Annotated in this window: 18 protein-coding genes; 10 read left to right on the top strand and 8 right to left on the bottom strand. The window is 63.3% G+C overall.

The window, feature by feature from the left end:
• The 5 genes from ftsY to BUC04_RS14675 all read left to right on the top strand — a co-directional run.
• On the top strand, positions 1–1,035 hold a 1,035-nt coding region (ftsY, locus tag BUC04_RS14655; protein ID WP_073325970.1), incomplete at its 5' end, for a signal recognition particle-docking protein FtsY.
• A gap of 11 nt (positions 1,036–1,046) precedes the next feature.
• Entirely contained in the window at positions 1,047–1,718 is a 672-nt protein-coding gene (ftsE, locus tag BUC04_RS14660; protein WP_067659839.1) for a cell division ATP-binding protein FtsE, read from the top strand.
• Positions 1,715–2,668, top strand: coding sequence for a permease-like cell division protein FtsX (gene ftsX, locus BUC04_RS14665; protein WP_067659836.1), 954 nt, complete (start codon positions 1,715–1,717; stop codon positions 2,666–2,668). Before ftsE ends, ftsX begins: the two co-directional genes overlap by 4 nt.
• Positions 2,669–2,795: 127 nt before the next feature.
• Positions 2,796–3,656 (top strand): RNA polymerase sigma factor RpoH, encoded by an 861-nt coding sequence (rpoH, locus tag BUC04_RS14670; RefSeq protein WP_067659833.1) that lies wholly within the window; start codon positions 2,796–2,798, stop codon positions 3,654–3,656.
• A 71-nt stretch (positions 3,657–3,727) separates the two neighbouring features.
• Positions 3,728–3,985 (top strand): YkgJ family cysteine cluster protein, encoded by a 258-nt coding sequence (locus BUC04_RS14675; protein ID WP_073325972.1) that lies wholly within the window; start codon positions 3,728–3,730, stop codon positions 3,983–3,985.
• On the opposite strand, the gene BUC04_RS14680 is transcribed toward BUC04_RS14675, so the two are convergent.
• From BUC04_RS14680 to gpmM, 4 genes are read right to left on the bottom strand one after another with little or no spacing between them, the layout of a single operon-like run.
• Entirely contained in the window at positions 3,927–4,709 is a 783-nt protein-coding gene (locus tag BUC04_RS14680; protein ID WP_067659830.1) for a divergent polysaccharide deacetylase family protein, read from the bottom strand. The two genes, BUC04_RS14675 and BUC04_RS14680, sit on opposite strands and share 59 nt — an antisense overlap.
• Positions 4,681–5,868: a S41 family peptidase gene (locus BUC04_RS14685; protein WP_082766664.1), complete on the bottom strand. Its 1,188-nt coding sequence runs from the start codon at positions 5,866–5,868 to the stop codon at positions 4,681–4,683. The genes BUC04_RS14680 and BUC04_RS14685 overlap by 29 nt, the downstream gene beginning before the upstream one ends.
• Positions 5,869–5,902: 34 nt before the next feature.
• Entirely contained in the window at positions 5,903–7,030 is a 1,128-nt protein-coding gene (locus tag BUC04_RS14690) for a murein hydrolase activator EnvC family protein (RefSeq protein ID WP_067659821.1), read from the bottom strand.
• A gap of 4 nt (positions 7,031–7,034) precedes the next feature.
• On the bottom strand, positions 7,035–8,570 hold the full coding sequence (gene gpmM / locus BUC04_RS14695; protein WP_067659819.1) for a 2,3-bisphosphoglycerate-independent phosphoglycerate mutase: 1,536 nt from the start codon (positions 8,568–8,570) through the stop codon (positions 7,035–7,037).
• A gap of 198 nt (positions 8,571–8,768) precedes the next feature.
• On the opposite strand from gpmM, the gene BUC04_RS14700 reads away from it, so the two are divergent.
• The 5 genes from BUC04_RS14700 to BUC04_RS14720 all read left to right on the top strand — a co-directional run bounded on the left by BUC04_RS14700 (position 8,769) and on the right by BUC04_RS14720 (position 14,822).
• Positions 8,769–9,206 (top strand): rhodanese-like domain-containing protein, encoded by a 438-nt coding sequence (locus tag BUC04_RS14700; RefSeq protein ID WP_067659816.1) that lies wholly within the window; start codon positions 8,769–8,771, stop codon positions 9,204–9,206.
• A gap of 132 nt (positions 9,207–9,338) precedes the next feature.
• Positions 9,339–9,839, top strand: a complete 501-nt coding sequence (gene secB, locus BUC04_RS14705; protein ID WP_067659813.1) for a protein-export chaperone SecB — start codon at positions 9,339–9,341, stop codon at positions 9,837–9,839.
• A 25-nt stretch (positions 9,840–9,864) separates the two neighbouring features.
• Complete coding sequence (gene gpsA / locus BUC04_RS14710) at positions 9,865–10,869, top strand: NAD(P)H-dependent glycerol-3-phosphate dehydrogenase (protein ID WP_067659810.1); 1,005 nt, start codon at positions 9,865–9,867, stop codon at positions 10,867–10,869.
• Positions 10,870–10,953: 84 nt separating this feature from the next.
• Complete coding sequence (locus tag BUC04_RS14715; protein WP_067659807.1) at positions 10,954–12,135, top strand: BaiN/RdsA family NAD(P)/FAD-dependent oxidoreductase; 1,182 nt, start codon at positions 10,954–10,956, stop codon at positions 12,133–12,135.
• A gap of 209 nt (positions 12,136–12,344) precedes the next feature.
• A complete protein-coding gene (locus BUC04_RS14720; protein ID WP_067659804.1) occupies positions 12,345–14,822 on the top strand; it encodes a putative bifunctional diguanylate cyclase/phosphodiesterase in 2,478 nt (825 codons plus the stop codon).
• Here the strand turns inward: BUC04_RS14720 and BUC04_RS14725 are convergent.
• The 4 genes from BUC04_RS14725 to hemN form a co-directional block, all read right to left on the bottom strand.
• Positions 14,734–15,702, bottom strand: coding sequence for an alpha/beta fold hydrolase (locus BUC04_RS14725; protein ID WP_067659796.1), 969 nt, complete (start codon positions 15,700–15,702; stop codon positions 14,734–14,736). The genes BUC04_RS14720 and BUC04_RS14725 overlap by 89 nt on opposite strands.
• Positions 15,699–16,004, bottom strand: a complete 306-nt coding sequence (locus tag BUC04_RS14730) for a DUF1244 domain-containing protein (RefSeq protein ID WP_067659794.1) — start codon at positions 16,002–16,004, stop codon at positions 15,699–15,701. The genes BUC04_RS14725 and BUC04_RS14730 overlap by 4 nt, the downstream gene beginning before the upstream one ends.
• Before the next feature lie 9 nt (positions 16,005–16,013).
• Positions 16,014–17,750: a DUF885 domain-containing protein gene (locus BUC04_RS14735; RefSeq protein WP_143165737.1), complete on the bottom strand. Its 1,737-nt coding sequence runs from the start codon at positions 17,748–17,750 to the stop codon at positions 16,014–16,016.
• 122 nt (positions 17,751–17,872) lie between these two features.
• Entirely contained in the window at positions 17,873–19,243 is a 1,371-nt protein-coding gene (gene hemN, locus BUC04_RS14740) for an oxygen-independent coproporphyrinogen III oxidase (protein WP_407643884.1), read from the bottom strand.
• Positions 19,244–19,423: the final 180 nt, after the last annotated feature.

Below are 19,423 nucleotides of genomic sequence, written 5' to 3' on the forward strand. Positions count from 1 at the left end.
GAGCAGGCCGAGGCCGCGCGCCTGGAGGCCGAGCGTGTTGCCGCCGAGCAGGCCGAAGCCGATCGTCTGGCCGCGGAGAAAGCCGAGGCAGAGCAGGCGAGTGACGACAAAAAGCCGGGCTTCTTTGCCCGTCTGAAGGCCGGCCTGCGCCGGACCAGCGAGAATATCGGCGGTGGCTTCGTTGCCCTGTTCAAGGGCAAGAAGATCGACGATGAGCTGTTCGAAGAGCTCGAGACCCAGCTGCTGCTGGCGGACGTTGGCATCGAGACCACCACCCGCATCATCGACAACCTCACCGACAAGGCCGACTACGGCGATCTGAAGGACTCCGATGCCCTGTTTAGCCAGCTCAAGAGCGAGCTGAGCCAAACCCTGAGCAAGGTGGATCAGCCCCTGGTGGTGGAGAACCCGGATGGCCCCTTCGTGATCCTGATGGTCGGGGTCAATGGCGTGGGCAAGACCACCACCATCGGCAAGCTGGCCAAGCAGTTCCAGGCCGAGGGCAAGAGCGTGATGCTGGCCGCCGGTGACACCTTCCGCGCCGCGGCGGTGGAGCAGCTGCAGGTGTGGGGTGAGCGTAATGATATCCCGGTGATCGCCCAGCACACCGGCGCTGACAGCGCCTCGGTGCTGTTTGATTCACTCCAGGCCGCCAAGGCCCGCGGCGTCGATGTGTTGATCGCCGACACCGCAGGTCGATTGCAGAACAAGGCGCATCTGATGGAGGAGCTGAAGAAGATCGTCCGGGTGATGCGCAAGCTGGACGTCAAGGCTCCCCACGAAGTGATGCTGACACTGGACGCCAGCACCGGCCAGAACGCCATCAGCCAGGCCCAGCTGTTCAACGAAGCGGTGGGCCTGACCGGCCTGACCCTGACCAAGCTGGATGGCACCGCAAAAGGCGGCGTGATCTTCGCCTTAGCGGATAAGTTTGGTATACCAGTACGTTATATCGGCGTTGGTGAAGGAATTGACGATCTGCGTCCGTTCGACAGCGACGCCTTCATCGACGCCCTCTTCAGCGAACAAGAGTAGCCAACAGCGCCATGATCCAGTTTGAGCAGGTCAGTAAGGTCTATCCCGGTGGGCGCAACGCCCTGGACAACGTCAGTTTTCATGTTAAGCCCGGTGAGATGGCCTTTCTCACCGGCCACAGTGGCGCCGGGAAGAGTACCCTGCTCAAGCTGATCACTGCCATTGAACGGCCGACTCTGGGCAAGGTCACCATCAATGGTGCCGATGTTGGGGCGCTCAAGCGCCAGCAGGTGCCCTTCCTGCGTCGCAGCATCGGCATCATCTTCCAGGATCACAACCTGCTGATGGACCGCAGCGTCTACGACAACGTGGCCCTGCCGCTGCTAATCGAAGGCTTTGCCGAGCGGGAGATCGGCATGCGGGTGGAGGCGGCCCTGGATATGGTGGGGCTGGCGGACAAGATCGCCTACTCGCCGACCCAACTGTCCGGCGGTGAACAGCAGCGAGTGGGGATCGCCCGGGCGGTGGTGGCCAGGCCGGCGCTGCTGCTGGCGGATGAGCCCACCGGTAACCTGGATCCCAAGCTGTCGATGGAGATCCTGCGGCTGTTCGAAACCTTCAACAGCGCTGGCACCACGGTGCTGATCGCCACCCACGATCTGGGCCTGATCGCGCGGATGCGCTACCGCACCCTGACCCTGAAACAGGGTCGGATGATCAGTGCTGACGAGGTGGCCGCATGAACCTGAAGCGACGCAAGCTGCCGTTGGGGCAGCGTATGGTCAGCTTCCTGGCGCAGCACCTGCGCCAGCTGCTGGCCAGCCTCGGTGAGCTGTGGCGCACCCCGATGACCTCGCTGATGACCCTGCTGGTGCTGGGCTTCAGCCTCAGCCTGCCGGCGCTGCTGCTGGTGCTGGCCAACAACGCCGCAAAGGTGGAGCAGCAGTGGCACAGCGCCGCGGAGATCAACCTGTTCCTGCAGATGGACCTGGCAGAATCGCGTCAGCAGGCACTGGTGACCCGCCTGCGGGGTATGCCGGAGCTGATCGAGGTGCAGTGGCAAAGTGCCGATGCGGCGTTAGAGGAGTTTCGCCAGAACGCCCAGTTCGGCGATGCCCTGGCCTACCTGGACGACAACCCGCTGCCGGCGGTGATCCGGGTGTTGCCGTCGGCTCGCCACAGTGGCGCCGAGGCCGCCCGCAGTCTGAGGGATCGTCTGGCCGGTGAGCCAGAGGTGGCGCTGGCCCGGCTGGATCTGGACTGGCTGCAACGACTGGAAGCGCTCACTGCCACCGGCCGTCAGGCGGGTGCCGCGCTGGGGTTGTTGCTGCTGGTGGCGGTGGTGCTGATCACCGCCAATACCATCCGCCTGTCGATCATGCAGCGCAGCGACGAGATCCGGGTGATGAAGCTGGTGGGGGCCACCGAGGGCTTTATTCGTCGCCCCTTCCTCTACGGCGGCCTTTGGCTGGGACTGCTGTCAGCGCTGCTGGCGCTGGTGCTGGTTAACGCCATGCTGGTGTGGCTCGACGGTGCCATGGCGCAGCTGCTGAGTCTCTACCGCAGCCAGTTCCGCCTCGATGGGCTGTCGGCGCAGCAGGGCAGCGGCCTGATGCTGGGGGCCTGCCTGCTGGGTTGGCTGGGGGCCTACCTGTCGGTACGCCGTCATCTGCGTGCCATCGAGCCGCAGTAGCCTGCCCGACCCGCAACCACAGGAACTTTGCTAGCCTGATTGGGGTCTGAACCGTGCTTGTGCGCGGATACCCCTGTCTGCGGTGGTCGTGATAGACTGCCGATCCTATTCGAATTCGAGGTACTTGATGAGCGACGCCAGTCAGAACATGGCATTGATGGTGGTGCCCCAGGGGCACGGCAGCCTGGAGAGCTACATCCAGGGTGTGAACGCCATTCCGATGCTGTCTCTGGAGGAGGAGCAATACCTGGCTCGTCAAGTCAGCGGCGGCGATATCGACGCGGCTAAGCAGCTGATCATGTCCCACCTGCGCTTCGTGGTGCACATCGCCCGCAGCTACTCCGGCTATGGCCTGCCCCAGGCGGATCTAATCCAGGAGGGCAACATAGGCCTGATGAAGGCGGTGAAGCGGTTCGATCCCGATGTCGGGGTGCGCCTGGTCTCCTTCGCGGTGCACTGGATCAAGGCGGAGATCCACGAATACGTGCTGAAGAACTGGCGCATCGTTAAGGTGGCGACCACCAAGGCCCAGCGTAAGCTTTTCTTTAACCTCAGAAAGGCCAAGAAACGTCTGGGCTGGTTCAGCGCCGAAGAGGTCTCCAACGTGGCGTCGGAGCTGGGGGTCAGTGAGAAAGAGGTGATGGAGATGGAGGCTCGGTTGTCCGCCCAGGATGCCGCCTTTGATCTGTCGCCGGACCAGGACGACGACGACGGTGGCTATGCCCCGGCGCTCTACCTGGAGGATCACAGCTCCAACCACGCCGAGGTGATCGAGGCGGCGGATTGGGAGCAGCAGTCCCAGGATCGCCTGCTGGCGGCGATGAACACCCTGGATGACCGCAGCCGGGACATCCTGCGGGCGCGCTGGCTGGAGGAGCCGAAGGCGACCCTGCAGGAGCTGGCGGATCGCTACCAGGTGTCGGCGGAGCGGATCCGCCAGCTGGAGAAAAACGCCATCAAGAAGCTGAAAAGCGCCATGGATGGGTGAGCCTTTTAAGGCTAACTAATTGAATTGAAAAGCACGGGCCCGATTGGGCCCGTTGCTGTTTGGAGCCCATTATGCAGTGTCGTCTTGGCTGCGGTGCCTGTTGCATCGCCCCATCCATCACCTCGCCGATACCCGGCATGCCCCGAGGCAAGCCGGCCGGGGTGCGCTGTGCCCAGCTGGATGACCATAACCTGTGCCGGCTCTTCGGTCAGCCGGAGCGCCCGGCGGTGTGCAGCCAGTTTAAGCCGGATGCCGTGGTGTGCGGTGGCTCTAATGCGCAGGCGCTTGCTGTGCTGTCTGAACTGGAAGCGGCAACCCTGCGGGCCTGACCAGGCGCGACACCGGCACCAGCGTCACCCCCTGCTGCGCCAACGCCGGCAAGGCCTCCTGCAGGAACGCCAGTGTTGAAGGATAGGGGTGACCGATCACCACCACCTGACCCCGGCTTTGTGCCAGGCTCACCGCCTGGCGCCATTGTCGCTCGATGATCATCCGCCCCGGCATGGGGTCGAGGAACACATCCCGTTTGATGCTGGCTACGCCGGCGGCCTCAGCCTGGTAGTAGGCCTGGCTGTCCGGGGTAGTGAGGCTGTCGACAAAGAAGCGGTTGCCCTGCTGCAGTTCGGCCATCACCCAGGCCATCACCTCTGAGTCCGGGGTGATGGCGCTGCCCATATGGTTGTTGACCCCGCTGGTGAAGGGGATGTCCGCCAATGCCTTCTTAACCCGGTAGCTCACCTGCCAGGCATCCTGGTCCGGACCGATGGCCCAGGGGCCCGGGTCTTTAGGGCCGCGGGTGGCCATGGGCAGGTGCAGCATGGTCTCCCGCCCCTGGCGCCAGGCTTTGAGTGCCAGCTCACGCCCGTAAGGGGTGTGGGGCAGGAAGGAGAGGGTGACGTCGGTGGGCAGGGCGAAGGCGGCGCGGTCCGAGGCACGGGCACCGATGTCATCGATGATCAGGGCGATCTGGCCAGCGGACGCTGGCCAGGTAAAGAGCAGCAGAAGCAACAGCCAAATGCGCGGTTCAGGGGTGCAGCAGGTCGTACGCCGCATAGAGCTGTTGGTCATCCTTCCATGTCTCTAACTCCTTAATGTTGTTAACTATATCTTCAAGTTCGTGGTCTGCCAAAGGGATCGCCAGATCCGGCTCTATGCCCACCTCATCGATAAAGCGTCCATCCGGAGTGGCGTAGCGGGCGGTGGTGAGCTTGATGGCGCCGCCCGGCTCCAGCAGTGGGATCAGCGACTGCACCGTGCCCTTGCCGTAGGAGCGCTCACCCACCAGGGTGGCGCGCTGATGGTCCTGCAGGGCACCGGCCAGGATCTCGGCGGCGGAGGCGCTGCCCTGGTTGATCAGCACCACCACAGGGACAGTGCCAAACAGGTTGTATTCGGTGGCCAGGTAGCGCTGGTTGGCGTCGAGGTAGCGTCCGTGGGTGGTGACGATCACCCCCTCGGTGAGGAACATATCCGCCACCTCCACCGCCGCATCCAGCAATCCGCCGGGGTTATTGCGCAGGTCCACCACCAGGCCCGACAACGGCTGCAGTTGCAGCTCTCGGGCGGCCAGCCGGACCTCCTGGGCGGTGCGCTGGTTGAAGCTGGCGATCCTCAGGTAGCCCACCTGCTCTGGCAGGGCAGCGCTTTCGCTGGTGTGGATCTCGATCTGGGAGGGGGCGAGGCGAAACTCCAGTGGCTGCTCGGCACTGCGCCGTTGCAGCACCACCTGCAGGTCTCTATCCTCCTGGCTGGCTTGCTTGATGTAGGCCACCAGTGGATCGAGGTTGCGCGGCTCCACCTTGAGTTCGTCCACCTGCAGCAGGATGTCGCCGGGCAGCACCCCGGCCGCCTCGGCGGCGGAGCCCATCAGCGGGGTGATCACCCGGATGTGGTCATCATCCACCGCCACCTCCAGGCCATAGCCGTAGTAGTGGCCCTGATTGTTCTCCCGCAGCAGGTCGAGGGTTTGGGTATTGAGGTAGCTGGAGTGGGGATCGAGTACCTCCAGCATCCCTTTCAGGGCGCCGTCGAGCAGGGCCTGACGGTCGACGGTGTCGACATAGTAGGCATCGATAAGCTGTTCCACCGCGAACAGCAGTTGGCGGGTGTCGTCCTGGGTCGGCGCTGTCTCATCCCTGTGATGCTCCTGCTGGGCCAGCACCGAGGTGATGACCAGCAGAAGGCCGAGCAGCAAGGGGAACCGCCTTGGCATGCGCCCTCCCTACCGAGCAGGGGGGCGTGAAAGATCAGCTTTTTGCGAGGTAACCCTTAGGGTCCACCGCCCGCCCCCGGTGGCGTATCTCGAAGTATAGACCGGGTTTTTCCAGGCCACCGGAGTCGCCGGACAGGGCCACAACCTCGCCCGCCTCCACCTGCTCGCCCACCTGTTTGAGCAGGGCCTGGGCGTGGCCATAGAGGCTGAGGTATTCGTCGCCGTGATCGACCACCACCACCAGGCCGAAGCCACGCAGCCAGTCGGCAAACACCACCTGGCCGTTGCTGATCGCCTTGACCTCGCGGCCGGACGGGGCCGACAGCAGCCAGCCGTTCCAGGTCAGCTGACCCTGACGGCGACTGCCGAAGCCGGCGGAAAGGCGAGCGGGCAGAGGCCAGGGCAGTACCCCCTTCTGATCGCTCAAACCATGATGGTGCTGGCTCTGTGCCAGCGCCTCCAGGGCTTGGCTAATGGCGGCCTCCAGCACGTCCCGGTTCTCCTCCAGCTGATCCAGCTGACGGCGATCCCGGCTCAGCCGCTGCTCCAGCTCACTCAGGGCCTGTTGCCGTGCCTGCTGGCGCTGTTGTAACTGCTTCCGATTGGCCAGCTGCTGCTGGTGCAACTGCTGCTGGCGGTCCCGCTCCTGGCGCTGGGCGGTGGTGACCTCTTCGAGGGCCTGCTGCGTCTGCTGCAGGTCTTCGATGGCGTCGATCCGGGCCTGGTTGAGGTACTGGTAGTACACCATCATCCGCTCCAGGGTGGCCGGTTCGTCGCTGCCCAGCAGCAGCGCGGTATGGTCCTGCTCGCCGCTCATCCAGGCGGTGCGCAGCTGTGAGGCCAGGTGGGCCTGCTGCTCCGCCTGGGCCGCCTCAAGCTCACCACGGCGTTGCTCCAGCTCGCCCAGTTTGCGCTCGGACTGCTGTAGTGCCTGCTCGGAGCGGCGCAGACTAACGGCACTGTCGCTGACCGCTTTCTCCGCCTGGCGCAGCGACTTGAGCTGCTTGTCCTTGTCCACCTGGGCCTGGACCAGCCGAGATTGGCGCTGCTGGATCTCCTTACCCAGCTGCTCAAGCTCTTGCTGTTTGTCCGCCACCTCCTGCTCCGCCCAGGCAAGGGGCAGCAGCATCAGTGCGGACAGCAGGGCGGCAGGCCATCTCATCGGTTCAGTCCTTCAGGGTCACCAGCGGGGTGCCGGTCATCTCGTCCGGGATCGGCAGGCCCATCAGGTCCAGCATGGTGGGGGCGATGTCCGACAGGGCGCCACCCTGGCGTACCTGCCCTTGCCGACCAACGTAGATAAAGGGCACCGGCTCACTGGTGTGGGCGGTGTGGGCCTGACCGGTATTGGCGTCGGTCATCTGTTCGGCGTTGCCATGGTCTGCGGTGATCAGGCACTCACCACCGACCTGCTGCAGCGCAGTGACCACCCGGCCGATGCATTGATCCACCGCCTCGCAGGCCTTGACGGCAGCATCGAAGTCGCCGGTGTGGCCTACCATGTCACCATTGGGGTAGTTGCAGATGATGACGTCGAAGTCGTTGGACTCGATGGCGGCGATCAGCTTATCGGTCAGCTCGGCGGAGCTCATCGCCGGGGCCAGATCATAGGTGGCGACCTTGGGGGAGTTGATCAGGGTGCGCTGTTCGCCCTCGAAGGGCTGCTCTACCCCGCCGTTGAAGAAGAAGGTGACGTGAGCGTACTTCTCGGTCTCGCTGATCCGCAGCTGGGTCTTGTTCTGCTTCTCCAGCCACTCACCCAGGGTGTTACTCAGCTCGTTGGGCGGGAAGGCACAGGCGGTGTCGATGTCCGCCGCGTACTGGGTCAGCATCACCATGCCCGCCAGGGTCGGGGTGGCCTGACGCGCAAAGCCGTCGAACGCCGGATCGGTGAAGGCCCGGGTCAGTTGACGGGCGCGGTCGGCACGGAAGTTCATAAAGATCAGGGCATCGCCATCCGCCAGCGGGGCGGCTTCGCCCACTCGGGTGGGAGCGACGAACTCGTCATTCTCATCCCGCTGGTAGGCCGCTTGCAGGCCGGCCACGGCGCTATCGGCGTGCTCGCTGGCCAGGCTTTGGGTCAGCAGGTTGTAGGCTTTCTCCACCCGCTCCCAGCGCTGATCCCGATCCATGGCGTAGTAGCGACCAATCAAGCTGGCGATGCGGCCACAGCCCAGTTCGCTGAACAGGGCATCGAAGCGCTGCAGTGAGGCCTCGGCGCTGCGCGGCGGGGTGTCACGACCATCCAGGAAGGCGTGCAGGTAGACCTGCTTGGCACCGCGCTTTACCGCCATGCGCACCATCGCTTCGATGTGATCCTCATGGGAGTGCACGCCGCCGGGGGAGAGCAGGCCCATGATGTGGACGGCGCCGCTTTGGCCCACCGCCGCATCCATTGCGGCCACCAGGGCCGGGTTGTGCTCAAACTCGCCGTCGTCGATCGCCTTGCCGATGCGGGTCAGCTCCTGGTACACCACCCGGCCGGCACCGATATTGATGTGGCCCACCTCGGAGTTGCCCATCTGGCCTGCTGGCAGACCCACGTCCAGTCCGGAGCCGGAGATCAGGCCCGAGGCGGATTGGGCAAACAGGCGATCCAGGTTGGGGGTATTGGCCGCGGCAATGGCGTTGTCCGGGGCGGCTTCGCGGGCGCCCCAGCCGTCGAGGATCAGCAGGGCGAGGGGTTTCTTTGCAACGGTCATGTCGAGTCCTTGAGCTGTCAGCTGGCAGGGTACCAAGAGTGTTAAGGGATACAAAACTGAAAGTTTACAACGAGATTTGCGCCATAGACCAGTCTGTCGCCAGGGAGTTTTGGCCGGACGCTGCAACCCGATTCTTGTCAGGGTATACTTGCTGCCCTTATTACACACTGGCTAGCAACCAAAAGCACAGGCAAATATATGACTGAGTTTATCGATTTTCTCTCCCGCAACCCGATCTTGAGCCTGGCCTGGGTTGGCCTGGCTGCCCTGTTCATTGCCTCCCTGGTGAAGGGCAAGCTGAGCAAGGTGACCACAGTGGATCATCAGGGCGCGACTCAGTTGATCAACAAACAGGACGCCAAGGTGCTGGACGTGCGCAGCAACGACGAGTTCAAGAAGGGCCACATTGTGGACGCCCTGAACCAGCCGCTGTCTCAAATTAAAAATAATCAGTTGGGTGCGGTTGAAAAGTACAAGAACACCCCCATCATTGTGGTGTGCAACACCGGGATCAGCTCCAGCCAGGCGGCGTCCGCCCTGGTCAAGGCCGGCTTCGAACAGGTCTACAACCTGAAAGGCGGCATGACCGACTGGAACGCCGCAAACCTACCGGTGGTTAAAAAGAAGAAGCGCTGAGTTGAGCTCAGCCTGTCACGGGTGGTCTGTGTGAGGCCAAGGCCTACACAGCAGTTTTGACGGCCCTACGGGCGGTCGGATCGGCGAATGGATGCCCGACAAACCCAACGAGATACGAAAGGTATAAATACAATGTCTGAAGCAGCAACCAACAACGCCGCCAACACCGAACAGACCGCTCCGGCGTTCCAGATCCAACGGGTTTACACCAAGGACATCTCCTTCGAAACCCCGAACTCCCCGGCCATCTTCCAGCAGGAGTGGAAGCCGGAAGTGAAGCTGGACCTGGATACTCGCAGCAACAAGCTGGCTGACGATGCCTACGAGGTGGTGATCTCCATCACCGTGACCACCAAGGTGGGCGAAGACGTGGCGTTCCTGTGCGAAGTGCAGCAGGCCGGTATCTTTACCATCGCCAACCTGCCGGATGCCCAACTGGCTCACGCCCTGGGTGCCGGTTGCCCGAACATCCTGTTCCCGTACGCCCGTGAAGCGGTAGCCAGTCTGGTTAACCGTGGCACCTTCCCGCCGCTGAACCTGGCACCGGTGAACTTCGATGCCCTGTTTGCTCAGTACCTGCAGAAGCGTCAGCAAGAAGCTGCTGCCGATCAGGGCGAGCAAGCCGGCGCGTAATACAAGACGGATTGGAGCTTTTCAGTTGACTGAACAAGCTGAGATCACGGTACTGGGGGCGGGGTCGTACGGCACCGCCCTTGCTATTTCGCTGGCCCGCAATGGCCACCGTACCGTGTTGTGGGGCCACGACCCCGAGCACATGGCGACGCTGCAAAGCGAACGCCGTAACGAAGCCTTCCTGCCGGGCAATGCCTTCCCGGAGCCGCTGGTGGTCGAGGCCGATCTGGCCAAGGCCCTGGCCGCCTCCCGCAATGTGCTGGTGGTGGTCCCCAGCCATGTGTTTGGCGAGGTACTGCGTCGGGCTCAGCCGCTGATGCAACCGGGTACCCGGGTGGTGTGGGCCACCAAGGGCCTGGAGCCAAAGACCGGTCGCTTGCTGCAGGAGGTGGCTCGAGAGGTTCTCGGTGACGAGATCCCGCTGGCGATCCTGTCCGGCCCCACCTTTGCCAAAGAGATGGCCGCGGGCCTGCCCACTGCCATCTCCCTGGCGTCCACCGACAACGAGTTTGCCGAAGAGCTGGCTAACTTGCTGCACTGCGGTACCTGGATGCGGGTTTACATCAACCCGGATTTTGTTGGTATGCAGCTCGGTGGTGCGGTGAAGAACGTCATCGCCATCGCCGCCGGGATGTCCGACGGCATCGGCTACGGTGCCAACGCGCGCACCGCGCTGATCACCCGGGGCCTGGTGGAAATGTGCCGCTTGGGGGCTTCGCTGGGTTCCGACAAGGCCACCTTTATGGGGATGGCCGGATTGGGCGATCTGGTGCTTACCTGCACCGATAACCAGTCTCGCAACCGTCGCTTTGGTCTGGCCCTGGGTCAGGGCAAGGCGGTGGATCAGGCGATGGCGGAGATCGGCCAGGTGGTCGAGGGCTATCGCAATGCCGAGGAGGTCTACCAACTGGCCAAGCGCCAGGGGGTGGAGATGCCAATCACCGATCAGCTGTACCAGGTGCTGTACCAGGACAAGCCGGTGAAAGAGGCAGCCCAGGCGCTGCTGGCGCGGGATATGAAAGCGGAATAAGCTGAGTAAGCTCAGTCTTGGTTCAAAAAGGGGGCGCGCTGCGTCCCCTTTTGTTGTTTTATTACATCATTTTGAGTGGGTACGATGAAGGTAGATGTGGTGGTGATCGGCGCTGGCGCCGCGGGCTTGATGTGTGCGGCCACGGCGGGGGCGCGCGGGCGCCAGGTGCTGGTGTTGGATCACGCCAAACAGGCGGGCAAGAAGATCCTGATCAGCGGTGGTGGCCGCTGCAACTTCACCAACATGGAGGTGCTGCCCAGCAACTTCCTGTGCGATAACCCCCACTTCGTTAAATCCGCCCTGGCTCAGTACAGCCACTGGGACTTTATCGCCATGGTGGCCCGCCATGGCATCGCCTACCACGAGCGCGATCATGGCCAGCTGTTTTGCGATGACTCCGCCAAGGAGATCGTGCAGATGCTGCTATCGGAGTGCGATCAGCACAATGTCCAGATCCGCCTGCGCAGTCAGATCGAATCGGTCAGCCGCGGTGAGCAGGGTTTCTCCCTGGCCACCAGCCAGGGCCGGATCCAGTGTGACAGCCTGGTGGTGGCCACCGGCGGGTTGTCGATGCCGAAGCTGGGGGCCACCCCCTACGGCTATCAACTGGCGGAGCAGTTTGGTCTGACGGTGAAGCCGACCCGGGCCGGTTTGGTGCCGCTGACCCTGCAGCCGGAGGATAAGCAGCATTTTGAGCCATTATCGGGGATCTCACTGACCACCACGGTGCAGGCGCTGCAGGGACCAGCGTTCACCGAGCAGCTGCTGATCACCCACCGCGGGGTTTCCGGCCCGGCGGTGCTGCAGGCGTCCAACTACCGTGGCGTTGGCGAGGCGGTCACCGTGGATCTGCTGCCCTCGGACGAGGTGGCGACGCTGCTGGCCGAGGCCAAGCAAAACACCCCGAAGCGTCAGTTGTTGACCGTGCTGAGTGACTGGTTGCCCGGCCGCCTGGCGGAGGCATTGATGGCGCGCCAGGGGTGGGCCAACGAGCAGATCGCCCAACTCAATAAGGCTCAGCTGGATGCTATCGCCGACACCCTCAATCGATTCGAGCTTAAGCCCGCCGGTGATGAGGGTTATCGCACCGCCGAGGTGACCCTGGGCGGGGTGGATACCGACGCCATCAGCTCCAAGACCATGGAGTGCAAAACCGTACCGGGATTGTTCTTCGCCGGCGAGGTGATGGACGTAACCGGCTGGCTCGGTGGCTACAACTTCCAGTGGGCCTGGTCCTCCGGTTACGTGGCGGGTTTGAACGCCTGAGCCCCGGTTCACACCAGCGCCCTTATTGGCGCGGCGGATTCCAATCCCAGGTGGAGGCGCTTTGTCCTTGGGTTTTTCCGCCAAGCCAGCGTAAATCGCTGGCTAAACAAGGCGATGAGGTGAATGTAAGGTATCTGCTCCGGTGCTGGTTGCGACCCTGTGCTGCGCCGTTATGCTAGGGGGACGACAAAGATAATAAGGACATTGTCTTGGCCCTTGGCAATCCGAAACCCTGGCCCTCTTCTCTGCCCCTGGTGGTGCTGATCCCCGCGGTGCTGCTGTGTGCGCTGGGAACCCTGATTGCCCTCGATTTCTTTCAAGGCCGCGACATGATGCGCGCCCACCTCAAACAGGCCCAGGAACACCTGCTGATGCAGCGTGCCCGCCAGATGGAGCAGTTGCTGGTGGCGGCGGGCCCGAGCCGGATCGGCGATGTCGCAGAGCAGAGCCTGCTGCAGTGGGCGCAGGAGGAGGAGTTGCTGGCGGCGGCCATCGTCGACCGGGATCAGCGCATCTATTTTGGCAGTCGCCTGGTGTGGCGCGGCGGTCAAGCCAGCCGCCTGCTGGAGGGCTACGAGAACGAGCGGGCGCGCAAGGCGCTGCTCAGTGGCCTGCCCAAGGTGCTGTCCGATCCGCAACGAGGCAGCCTGCATCTCTACTATCCCCTGGCCCAGCTCAAGCCCCATATGCAACCACGCCTGATCTACATGGAGCAGGACCTGACGGCGCTAAACCAGATAAGCCAGGATCTGTTCGTCCAGCGGTTGTTTAACCTGTGGAGCTTTGGCCTGGTGCTGTTGCTGCTGCTGTGGGCCATCGGCCATCGCTGCCTGGCTCAGCCGCTGCAACAGATCCAGCAGCAGAGCCGGCGACTGGGGGAGTCCACCCTGGACATGCTGCCGCAGAGCCGGATCAAAGAGTTTGACCAGCTGATCCTGACCCTGGGTCAGGCCAACAGTCGCCTGCGCCAGGGCTATGCCCAGCTGGTGGAGAGCGAGCAGCGCTGGCTCTACGCGGTGGAAGGGATCAAGGCCGGGGTCTGGGACTGGTACCTGGATAGCCAGCGGGTCTACTTCTCCCACCATTGGAAGGCGATGCTGGGCTACCGGGACGATGAACTGATGGCCAGTTACGCCGCCTGGGAGCAGCGGCTGCATCCGGATGATCGCGAGCGGGTGGTGCGTCAGCTGGAGGAGTACGTGGCCGCCAAGTCCGGTCTGTTCGAGAACCTCTATCGCCTGCGCCACCGCGAAGGTCACTACGTCTGGGTTCAGGATCGGGCGCTGATCGTCGATTGGGATGCCAATGGCGATCCCTGCCGTATTGTCGGTTCCCACCTGGATGTGTCGGACGAGGTCGGACGCCGCAGCCATGAGCGACGCGATAACAACAACGCCAGCCGGATGGCGGTGGTCAGTCAGCTGGAGACGCTGCTGACCCAGCTGGAGACCCCGGGCTATGCGCTGCTGTTCTACCTCGACATGGACGATTTCAAGCTGATCAACGACGCCCACGGCTACGAGGCCGGCGATAGGCTGCTGGCCCAGGTGCAAACCCGCCTGGAGAAGTTGTGGCCGGACGCAACCTTGTTGCGGCGGATGCAGGGGGACGAGTTCGTGGTGCTGCTGACCGGCTTGGATCCCCAGCGCCAGGCCCTGGTCAGCCAGGCCCAGGAGGCGGCGGAGTCGATCCTGCAGGCGGTGTCCCAGGGGTGGCTGCTCGAGGGCGAGGCCCTGCATCTGGGCACCAGCGTCGGCATGACCCTGTTCCAGCCCGGACCGCAGTTGCGGGGGGCGGAGCTGTTGACCCAGGCTGAGCTGGCGGTCTACCAGTGCAAGGCGCAGGGCCGCGGCGGCTATGTGCTGTACAAATCGGATCTGCAGCAGAAGGTGCGCCAGCAGCTGTGGCTGCGGGATGCGCTGAGTCAGGGGCTGAACCAGGGCGAGATCAGCCTCTACTACCAACCCATCATGGACGCCAGCGGCAATATCCACGCCGCCGAGGCGCTGCTGCGCTGGCACAACCCCCAGCGTGGCGAGATCGTCCCCAACCAGTTCCTGCCGGTGGCGGAGCGCTATGGCCTGTGCCATGAGCTGGCAGAGCTGCAACTGGCCCAGGCTTGTCGCGACATGGCGGTGATGCGCCGCTATGGCCTGTCGGAGATGATGATCAACGTCAGCCCCCGTCAGTTGCTGTGGCCGCCGTTCGTCGATCGCCTGCTGCACCACCTGGAGGAGCAGGGTCTGCCGGCCAAGATGCTGGTGCTGGAGCTGTCGGAGCATCACCTGCCCAAGGTGGATAAGGCGCTGTTGCTGGTGCTGACCCGGCTGAAGGACATCGGGGTGCGGTTGGCATTGGATAACTTCGGTGCCGGCTTCCTGGCCCTGTCGCAACTGGGCCAGCTGCCGGTGCGTCGCCTCAAGCTCGACACCCGCTACCTCTGTGGCGGCGGGAATGAACCCGCCCGACCGCTGTTGATGGCCCAGGCGGACCTGGCGGAGGCGCTGCAGCTGGAATGGATGGCGGAAGGGGTGGACGACGAGTCCTGCTACCGCCTATTGCAGGAGCGCGGCTGCGAGCGCTTCCAGGGCTACCTGTTCAGCGCGCCGCGGCCGCTGGATGGCTTTCTTTCCCTGTTGCGGACCAAGGGGCAGATCCCGCCTCGTACCACGACAGAATTGAGCTGACTGCCTGCTTCCGCAGGCTGTCCCGCTCGATCAGGATCTCATGCTTGGCCTCGGCCAGGTGTTCCAGCTGATGCCGTGACTGGCGCTGGCAGAAGCGGGTCTGCGCCTGGTTGCAGACGATGCTGTCCTGCCCCGCCTGCAGCACCAGCAGCGGGGTGCTCACCTCCAACTGACTCAGCACCTCGGTGGCGGCCAATGCCTGGCTCAGCCAGTGATTACTGGGATCCCCCAACTGCACCTGCGGTACCTGCTGGTAGATCTGGCGAAACGCCTGGTACTGCTCGAGATCGCCGGTCAGCTCGTTGCGCTCAAAGGGCACAGGATCGTAATCGTGGCCGCCGGGCACATAGCGACTTGGCAGCAGTCGGGCCAGGGTGCGGATCACCGGCTGCAGCAGCGGTGCCGGCGCCGGCAGACGGATGCCGTACATCGGCGCGGTCACGGCAGCGCGGTCAAAGTGGTCAGGATAGAGTGACAGGTAGAGGGTGGCGATGGCGCCCCCCATGGAGTGTCCCAGCAGGTAATGGAGGCGGTGGCCATCGGGAGCCACGTACTCCTGGTAGAACTGGGCCATGTCCTCCAGGTAGTCGTCGAACCGGTTGACGTGACCGACGTGAGGGTTGGCCAGCATTCGCCCGGACAGGCCCTGGCCGCGGTGATCCCACAGATAGACGCTGAAGCCCTGTTGATGGAGCTGCTCCGCCAATGGCCAGTACTTGAGGAAGGTCTCGATCCGGCCGTTGCTCACCACAATGGCGCCCTTGGGCTCAGGGTGACGCAGGATAGCAAAGCGGATGTCGATGCCGTCCACGCCGGTGAACTGGCCATGCTGGGCTTGCTGCCACAACGGCCAGTGCCCCATTACCTGGTCCAGACTCATTGGCCGGACTTGGCCTTCTGACGTGCTTCAAAGGCGGCCAGCTGCTCCGGGGTGGCCTCGGGCTGATGGTTGGCCTTCCACTCGCTGTAGGGCATGCCGTAGATCGCTTCGCGGGCGGCGTCGTAATCGATCTCGATGCCCTTCTCCTTGGCTTCCGCCATGTACCACTTGGACAGGCAGTTACGACAGAACCCCGCCAGGATCATCAGGTCGATGTTTTGCACGTCCTTGTTGGCGTCTAGGTGTTGCAGCAGGCGGCGCAGGACGGCGGCCTGGAGTTCGGTTTCAGTCTGCTTGTCCATGGTGTCCTCTTATTGGTTGGCGCCGGTCTCGACGCGGGGTTGTTGCTCCAGCCACTGGCCCATCTGCTGCTCCAGTTCGGTCAACGGCAGGCTGCCATTGGTCAGCAGGGCGTCGTGGAAGTGGCGGATATCAAAGTCATCACCCAGGGTTTCCTCCGCCTGGTGACGCAGGCGCCAGAGGGTGAGCTCGCCAATCTTATAGGAGAGGGCCTGGCCCGGCCAGCCGATGTAGCGGTCGATCTCGGTGCCCACGTTGTGCAGCGACAGGGCGGTGTTGTCGGCCAGGAAGGCCACTGCCTGCTCGCGACTCCAGCCCTTGGCGTGCATGCCGGTATCCACCACCAGGCGGCAGGCGCGCCACATCTCGTAGGTTAAACGGCCAAAGTTGCTGTAGGGATCCTGGTAGAAGCCCGCCTCCAGCCCCAATTTCTCCGCGTAGAGCCCCCAGCCCTCACCAAAGGCACTGATGTAGCTGAAGCGTCGCAACGGGTGCATCGCCTGCTCCTGGCTCAGGGCGATCTGCAGGTGGTGGCCGGGTACCGCCTCGTGCAGGGTCAGCGCTTCCATCTCGTAAAGCGGGCGCTTATCCAGGGCGTAGGTGTTGACCCAGTAGTAGCCGGGCTGGTCGTCGGCGGCGGCACTGGCGTAGCGTCCGGTGGTGTACTTGGGGGCGATGGCCGCCGGTACCGGCTTAATGCCGTAGGGGGTGCGCGGCAGGGTAGCAAAGAACTGCGGCAGCGAGGCGTCGGCCTGCTTGGCCAGGAAGGAGGCGTACTGCAGCAGCTCCCGCGGCGTCTTGGCATAGAACTGGGGATCGGTACGCAGGAAATGGAGGAACTCGGCAAAGCTGCCATCAAACTCCACCTGCTGGATCACCGCCTCCATCTCGGCGCGGATCCGGGCGACCTCCTGCAGTCCCAGGGCATGCACCTCGTCGACGCTCATCGACAGGGTGGTGAAGTGACGGACCCGGTTGGCGTAGAAGGCCTCGCCATCGGGCAGCTCAACCGCGGCGATGCTGGTGCGGGCCGCCGGGTAGTACTCCTCGACAAAGAACCGGTGAAAGGCCTGGTAGCTGGGCAGTATGCCATCGCGGATCAGCGCCAGTCCCTGCTGCTGGGCCTCGCTGTCGTCCAGGGCTGCCAGCGGCTGGTAGAAGGGGCTCTGCTCCGGCTCGGTGATGTAGGCGGCGATGCTGTCGGCAGTGCCGCTCAGCACCACCCGGGGCAGGGTGTGGCCGCTGGCCATGCCCTGGCGCATCCAGGCAATCTGCTGATCGAAGTAGCGGGGCACCGCAGCTAAGCGCTGCAGGTAAGCCTGGGTTTTGGCGTCGGAGTCGAGCCGGGCGGTGCGGGCAAAACCGGGCAGGTAGGCGTAGAAGCCCGCCTCGGCGTCCAGCGGCATGGTGTAGGCGGCAAAGCGGTAGCGATCAACCCGGTTCTGCAACTGGTAGCGCAGCATTGCCAGATCTGCCTGTTCCTGGCTATTGAGGCTGCTTGCCTCTATCTGCTTGGCCTGCTCCAGCAGTGCCAGCTCCTGCTGGTGTTTGTGCGCCAGGGTCTCGGGGCTGAGATCCGGCAGCTGGGCCGCCGCCTCCGGGCGACCAAAGCGCTCGGCCAGCAGGGGATCGTAATCCAGCCGCAGCTGCCAGGCTTGATCCATCAGCGATTGGACGTCGGGGCTGGGGGGCGTGGGGGTGGCACAGGCGCTGAGCAGCAGCACCAATGCCAGCAGGCGAAAGATCATGACCGCATTCCTTGTTGTTGTTTTCCATGTCTTTGTTCAGACCACAACAGTGTAACCAAGGAGGGTAGCTGGAAAAAAGTACGCCGCCCATGTGGGCGGCGTCGTCATCATTGCTGGTGAGCTTAGATCACCCGGCTGAACTGCTGCTGGCGGGCCTTGTCGCGGAAGTAGCGGTCAAAGCACATGCAGATGTTGCGGATCAGCAGGTTGCCCTGGGCAGTCACGGCGATGCGGTTGCCCTCGTGCTCTACCAGTTCGTCCTCGATGAAGGGCGTCAGCAGCTCCAGGTCCTCGGCGAAGTACTGGTCGAAGTCGATATCCCAGTCCTGTTCGATCACCCGCTTATCCAGCTCGAAGTGACAGATCAGTTGCTTGATCACCGCGCGGCGGATGAAATCATCCCGCTCCAGCTGGCAGCCCTTCACGGTGGCGTGGCCCTTGCTGTCTACCGCCTCGTAGTAGTCCTTCAGGGCAACGGCATTCTGCGCATAGGCGTTGCCGATGTCGGAGATGGCGGAGGCACCCAGGCCCAGCAGATCGGCATCCGGCTGGGTGGTGTAGCCCTGGAAGTTACGGTGCAGCTTGCCTTCGCGCTGCAGCTTGGCCAGCGCGTCTTCCGGCTTGGCGAAGTGGTCCATGCCGATGAACTGGTAGCCGTCCTCGGTCAGGGTGTTGATGCTGTTCTCCAGGATCTTCAGCTTCTGCTGCGGCGACGGCAGATCAGTTTCGTGGATCTTACGCTGGGCGGCAAAACGGTGCGGCAGGTGGGCGTAGTTGAAGATGCTCAGACGATCCGGGCTCAGCTGTTTGATGCGCTCCAGGGTCTGCTGGAAGCTGTCCGGGGTCTGGTGCGGCAGGCCATAGATCAGATCCACGTTGGTGGAGCGGAAGCCCTTGTCGCGGGCGGCCTGGATCAGGTCGAAGATAAACTGTTCGTCCTGCTCACGGTTGACCGCTTCCTGCACCTGCTTGTTGAAGTCCTGGACGCCAACGGAGATGCGGTTAAAGCCCACTTCCTTGAGCACGTCCAGGGTGCCCAGATCGATCTCACGCGGGTCGATCTCGATGGAGAACTCGCCCTCATCGGCAAAATGGAAGTGCTTCTTGAGCAGATCGGTCAGACGGCGGATCTGTTCCGGGTTCAGGAAGGTGGGGGTACCACCACCCCAGTGCATCTGGGTCACAACGTAGTGCTGGAACTTGGGCGCTCGGGTGAGGATCTCGCGCTCCAGGTAGTCCAGGTACTGGTCCGCCTTGTGAGGGTGGCGGGTGATGATCTTGTTGCAGCCGCAGTAGTAACACAGCTTGTGACAGAACGGCACGTGGATGTACAGCGACAGGTTTTTCTTGTCGGAGCCGGCGATGGCCGCATCCAGCTGCTCATCGGTGAACCCGGGGTGAAACTCTACCGCAGTGGGGTAGGAGGTGTATCGAGGCCCTGAGTAGTTATATTTCTCGATGAGGGACTGGTTCCAACTGATCTTTTCCTGCACGGGGGACTCTCCTAGCAACATTCTGTTGGCATTATGCCGCTTTTGTTGGCGCAGGCCACCGTTGTTGAGCGCCGTTTTGCCATATTGTTGCCACGGTGGGATCGGGTTCAACATTTTCCCTGCACCCTTGCGCCGTGAAGATCAAAAAAAACGGCCCAAGGGCCGCTTCTTTGCGAAAGG

Source organism: Ferrimonas marina (assembly GCF_900129905.1).
Taxonomy (GTDB): domain Bacteria; phylum Pseudomonadota; class Gammaproteobacteria; order Enterobacterales; family Shewanellaceae; genus Ferrimonas; species Ferrimonas marina.

Bases quoted from the DNA above. Each gene is read 5' to 3' on its own strand.
- BUC04_RS14700 (WP_067659816.1), top strand. From the start codon at position 8,769: ATGACTGAGTTTATCGATTTTCTCTCCCGCAACCCGATCTTGAGCCTG.
- BUC04_RS14680 (WP_067659830.1), bottom strand. From the start codon at position 4,709: ATGCGGCGTACGACCTGCTGCACCCCTGAACCGCGCATTTGGCTGTTG.
- BUC04_RS14730 (WP_067659794.1), bottom strand. From the start codon at position 16,004: ATGGACAAGCAGACTGAAACCGAACTCCAGGCCGCCGTCCTGCGCCGC.
- BUC04_RS14675 (WP_073325972.1), top strand. From the start codon at position 3,728: ATGCAGTGTCGTCTTGGCTGCGGTGCCTGTTGCATCGCCCCATCCATC.
- ftsX (WP_067659836.1), top strand. From the start codon at position 1,715: ATGAACCTGAAGCGACGCAAGCTGCCGTTGGGGCAGCGTATGGTCAGC.
- BUC04_RS14725 (WP_067659796.1), bottom strand. From the start codon at position 15,702: ATGAGTCTGGACCAGGTAATGGGGCACTGGCCGTTGTGGCAGCAAGCC.
- BUC04_RS14690 (WP_067659821.1), bottom strand. From the start codon at position 7,030: ATGAGATGGCCTGCCGCCCTGCTGTCCGCACTGATGCTGCTGCCCCTT.
- BUC04_RS14685 (WP_082766664.1), bottom strand. From the start codon at position 5,868: ATGCCAAGGCGGTTCCCCTTGCTGCTCGGCCTTCTGCTGGTCATCACC.
- ftsE (WP_067659839.1), top strand. From the start codon at position 1,047: ATGATCCAGTTTGAGCAGGTCAGTAAGGTCTATCCCGGTGGGCGCAAC.
- gpmM (WP_067659819.1), bottom strand. From the start codon at position 8,570: ATGACCGTTGCAAAGAAACCCCTCGCCCTGCTGATCCTCGACGGCTGG.
- BUC04_RS14735 (WP_143165737.1), bottom strand. From the start codon at position 17,750: ATGATCTTTCGCCTGCTGGCATTGGTGCTGCTGCTCAGCGCCTGTGCC.
- secB (WP_067659813.1), top strand. From the start codon at position 9,339: ATGTCTGAAGCAGCAACCAACAACGCCGCCAACACCGAACAGACCGCT.
- BUC04_RS14715 (WP_067659807.1), top strand. From the start codon at position 10,954: ATGAAGGTAGATGTGGTGGTGATCGGCGCTGGCGCCGCGGGCTTGATG.
- rpoH (WP_067659833.1), top strand. From the start codon at position 2,796: ATGAGCGACGCCAGTCAGAACATGGCATTGATGGTGGTGCCCCAGGGG.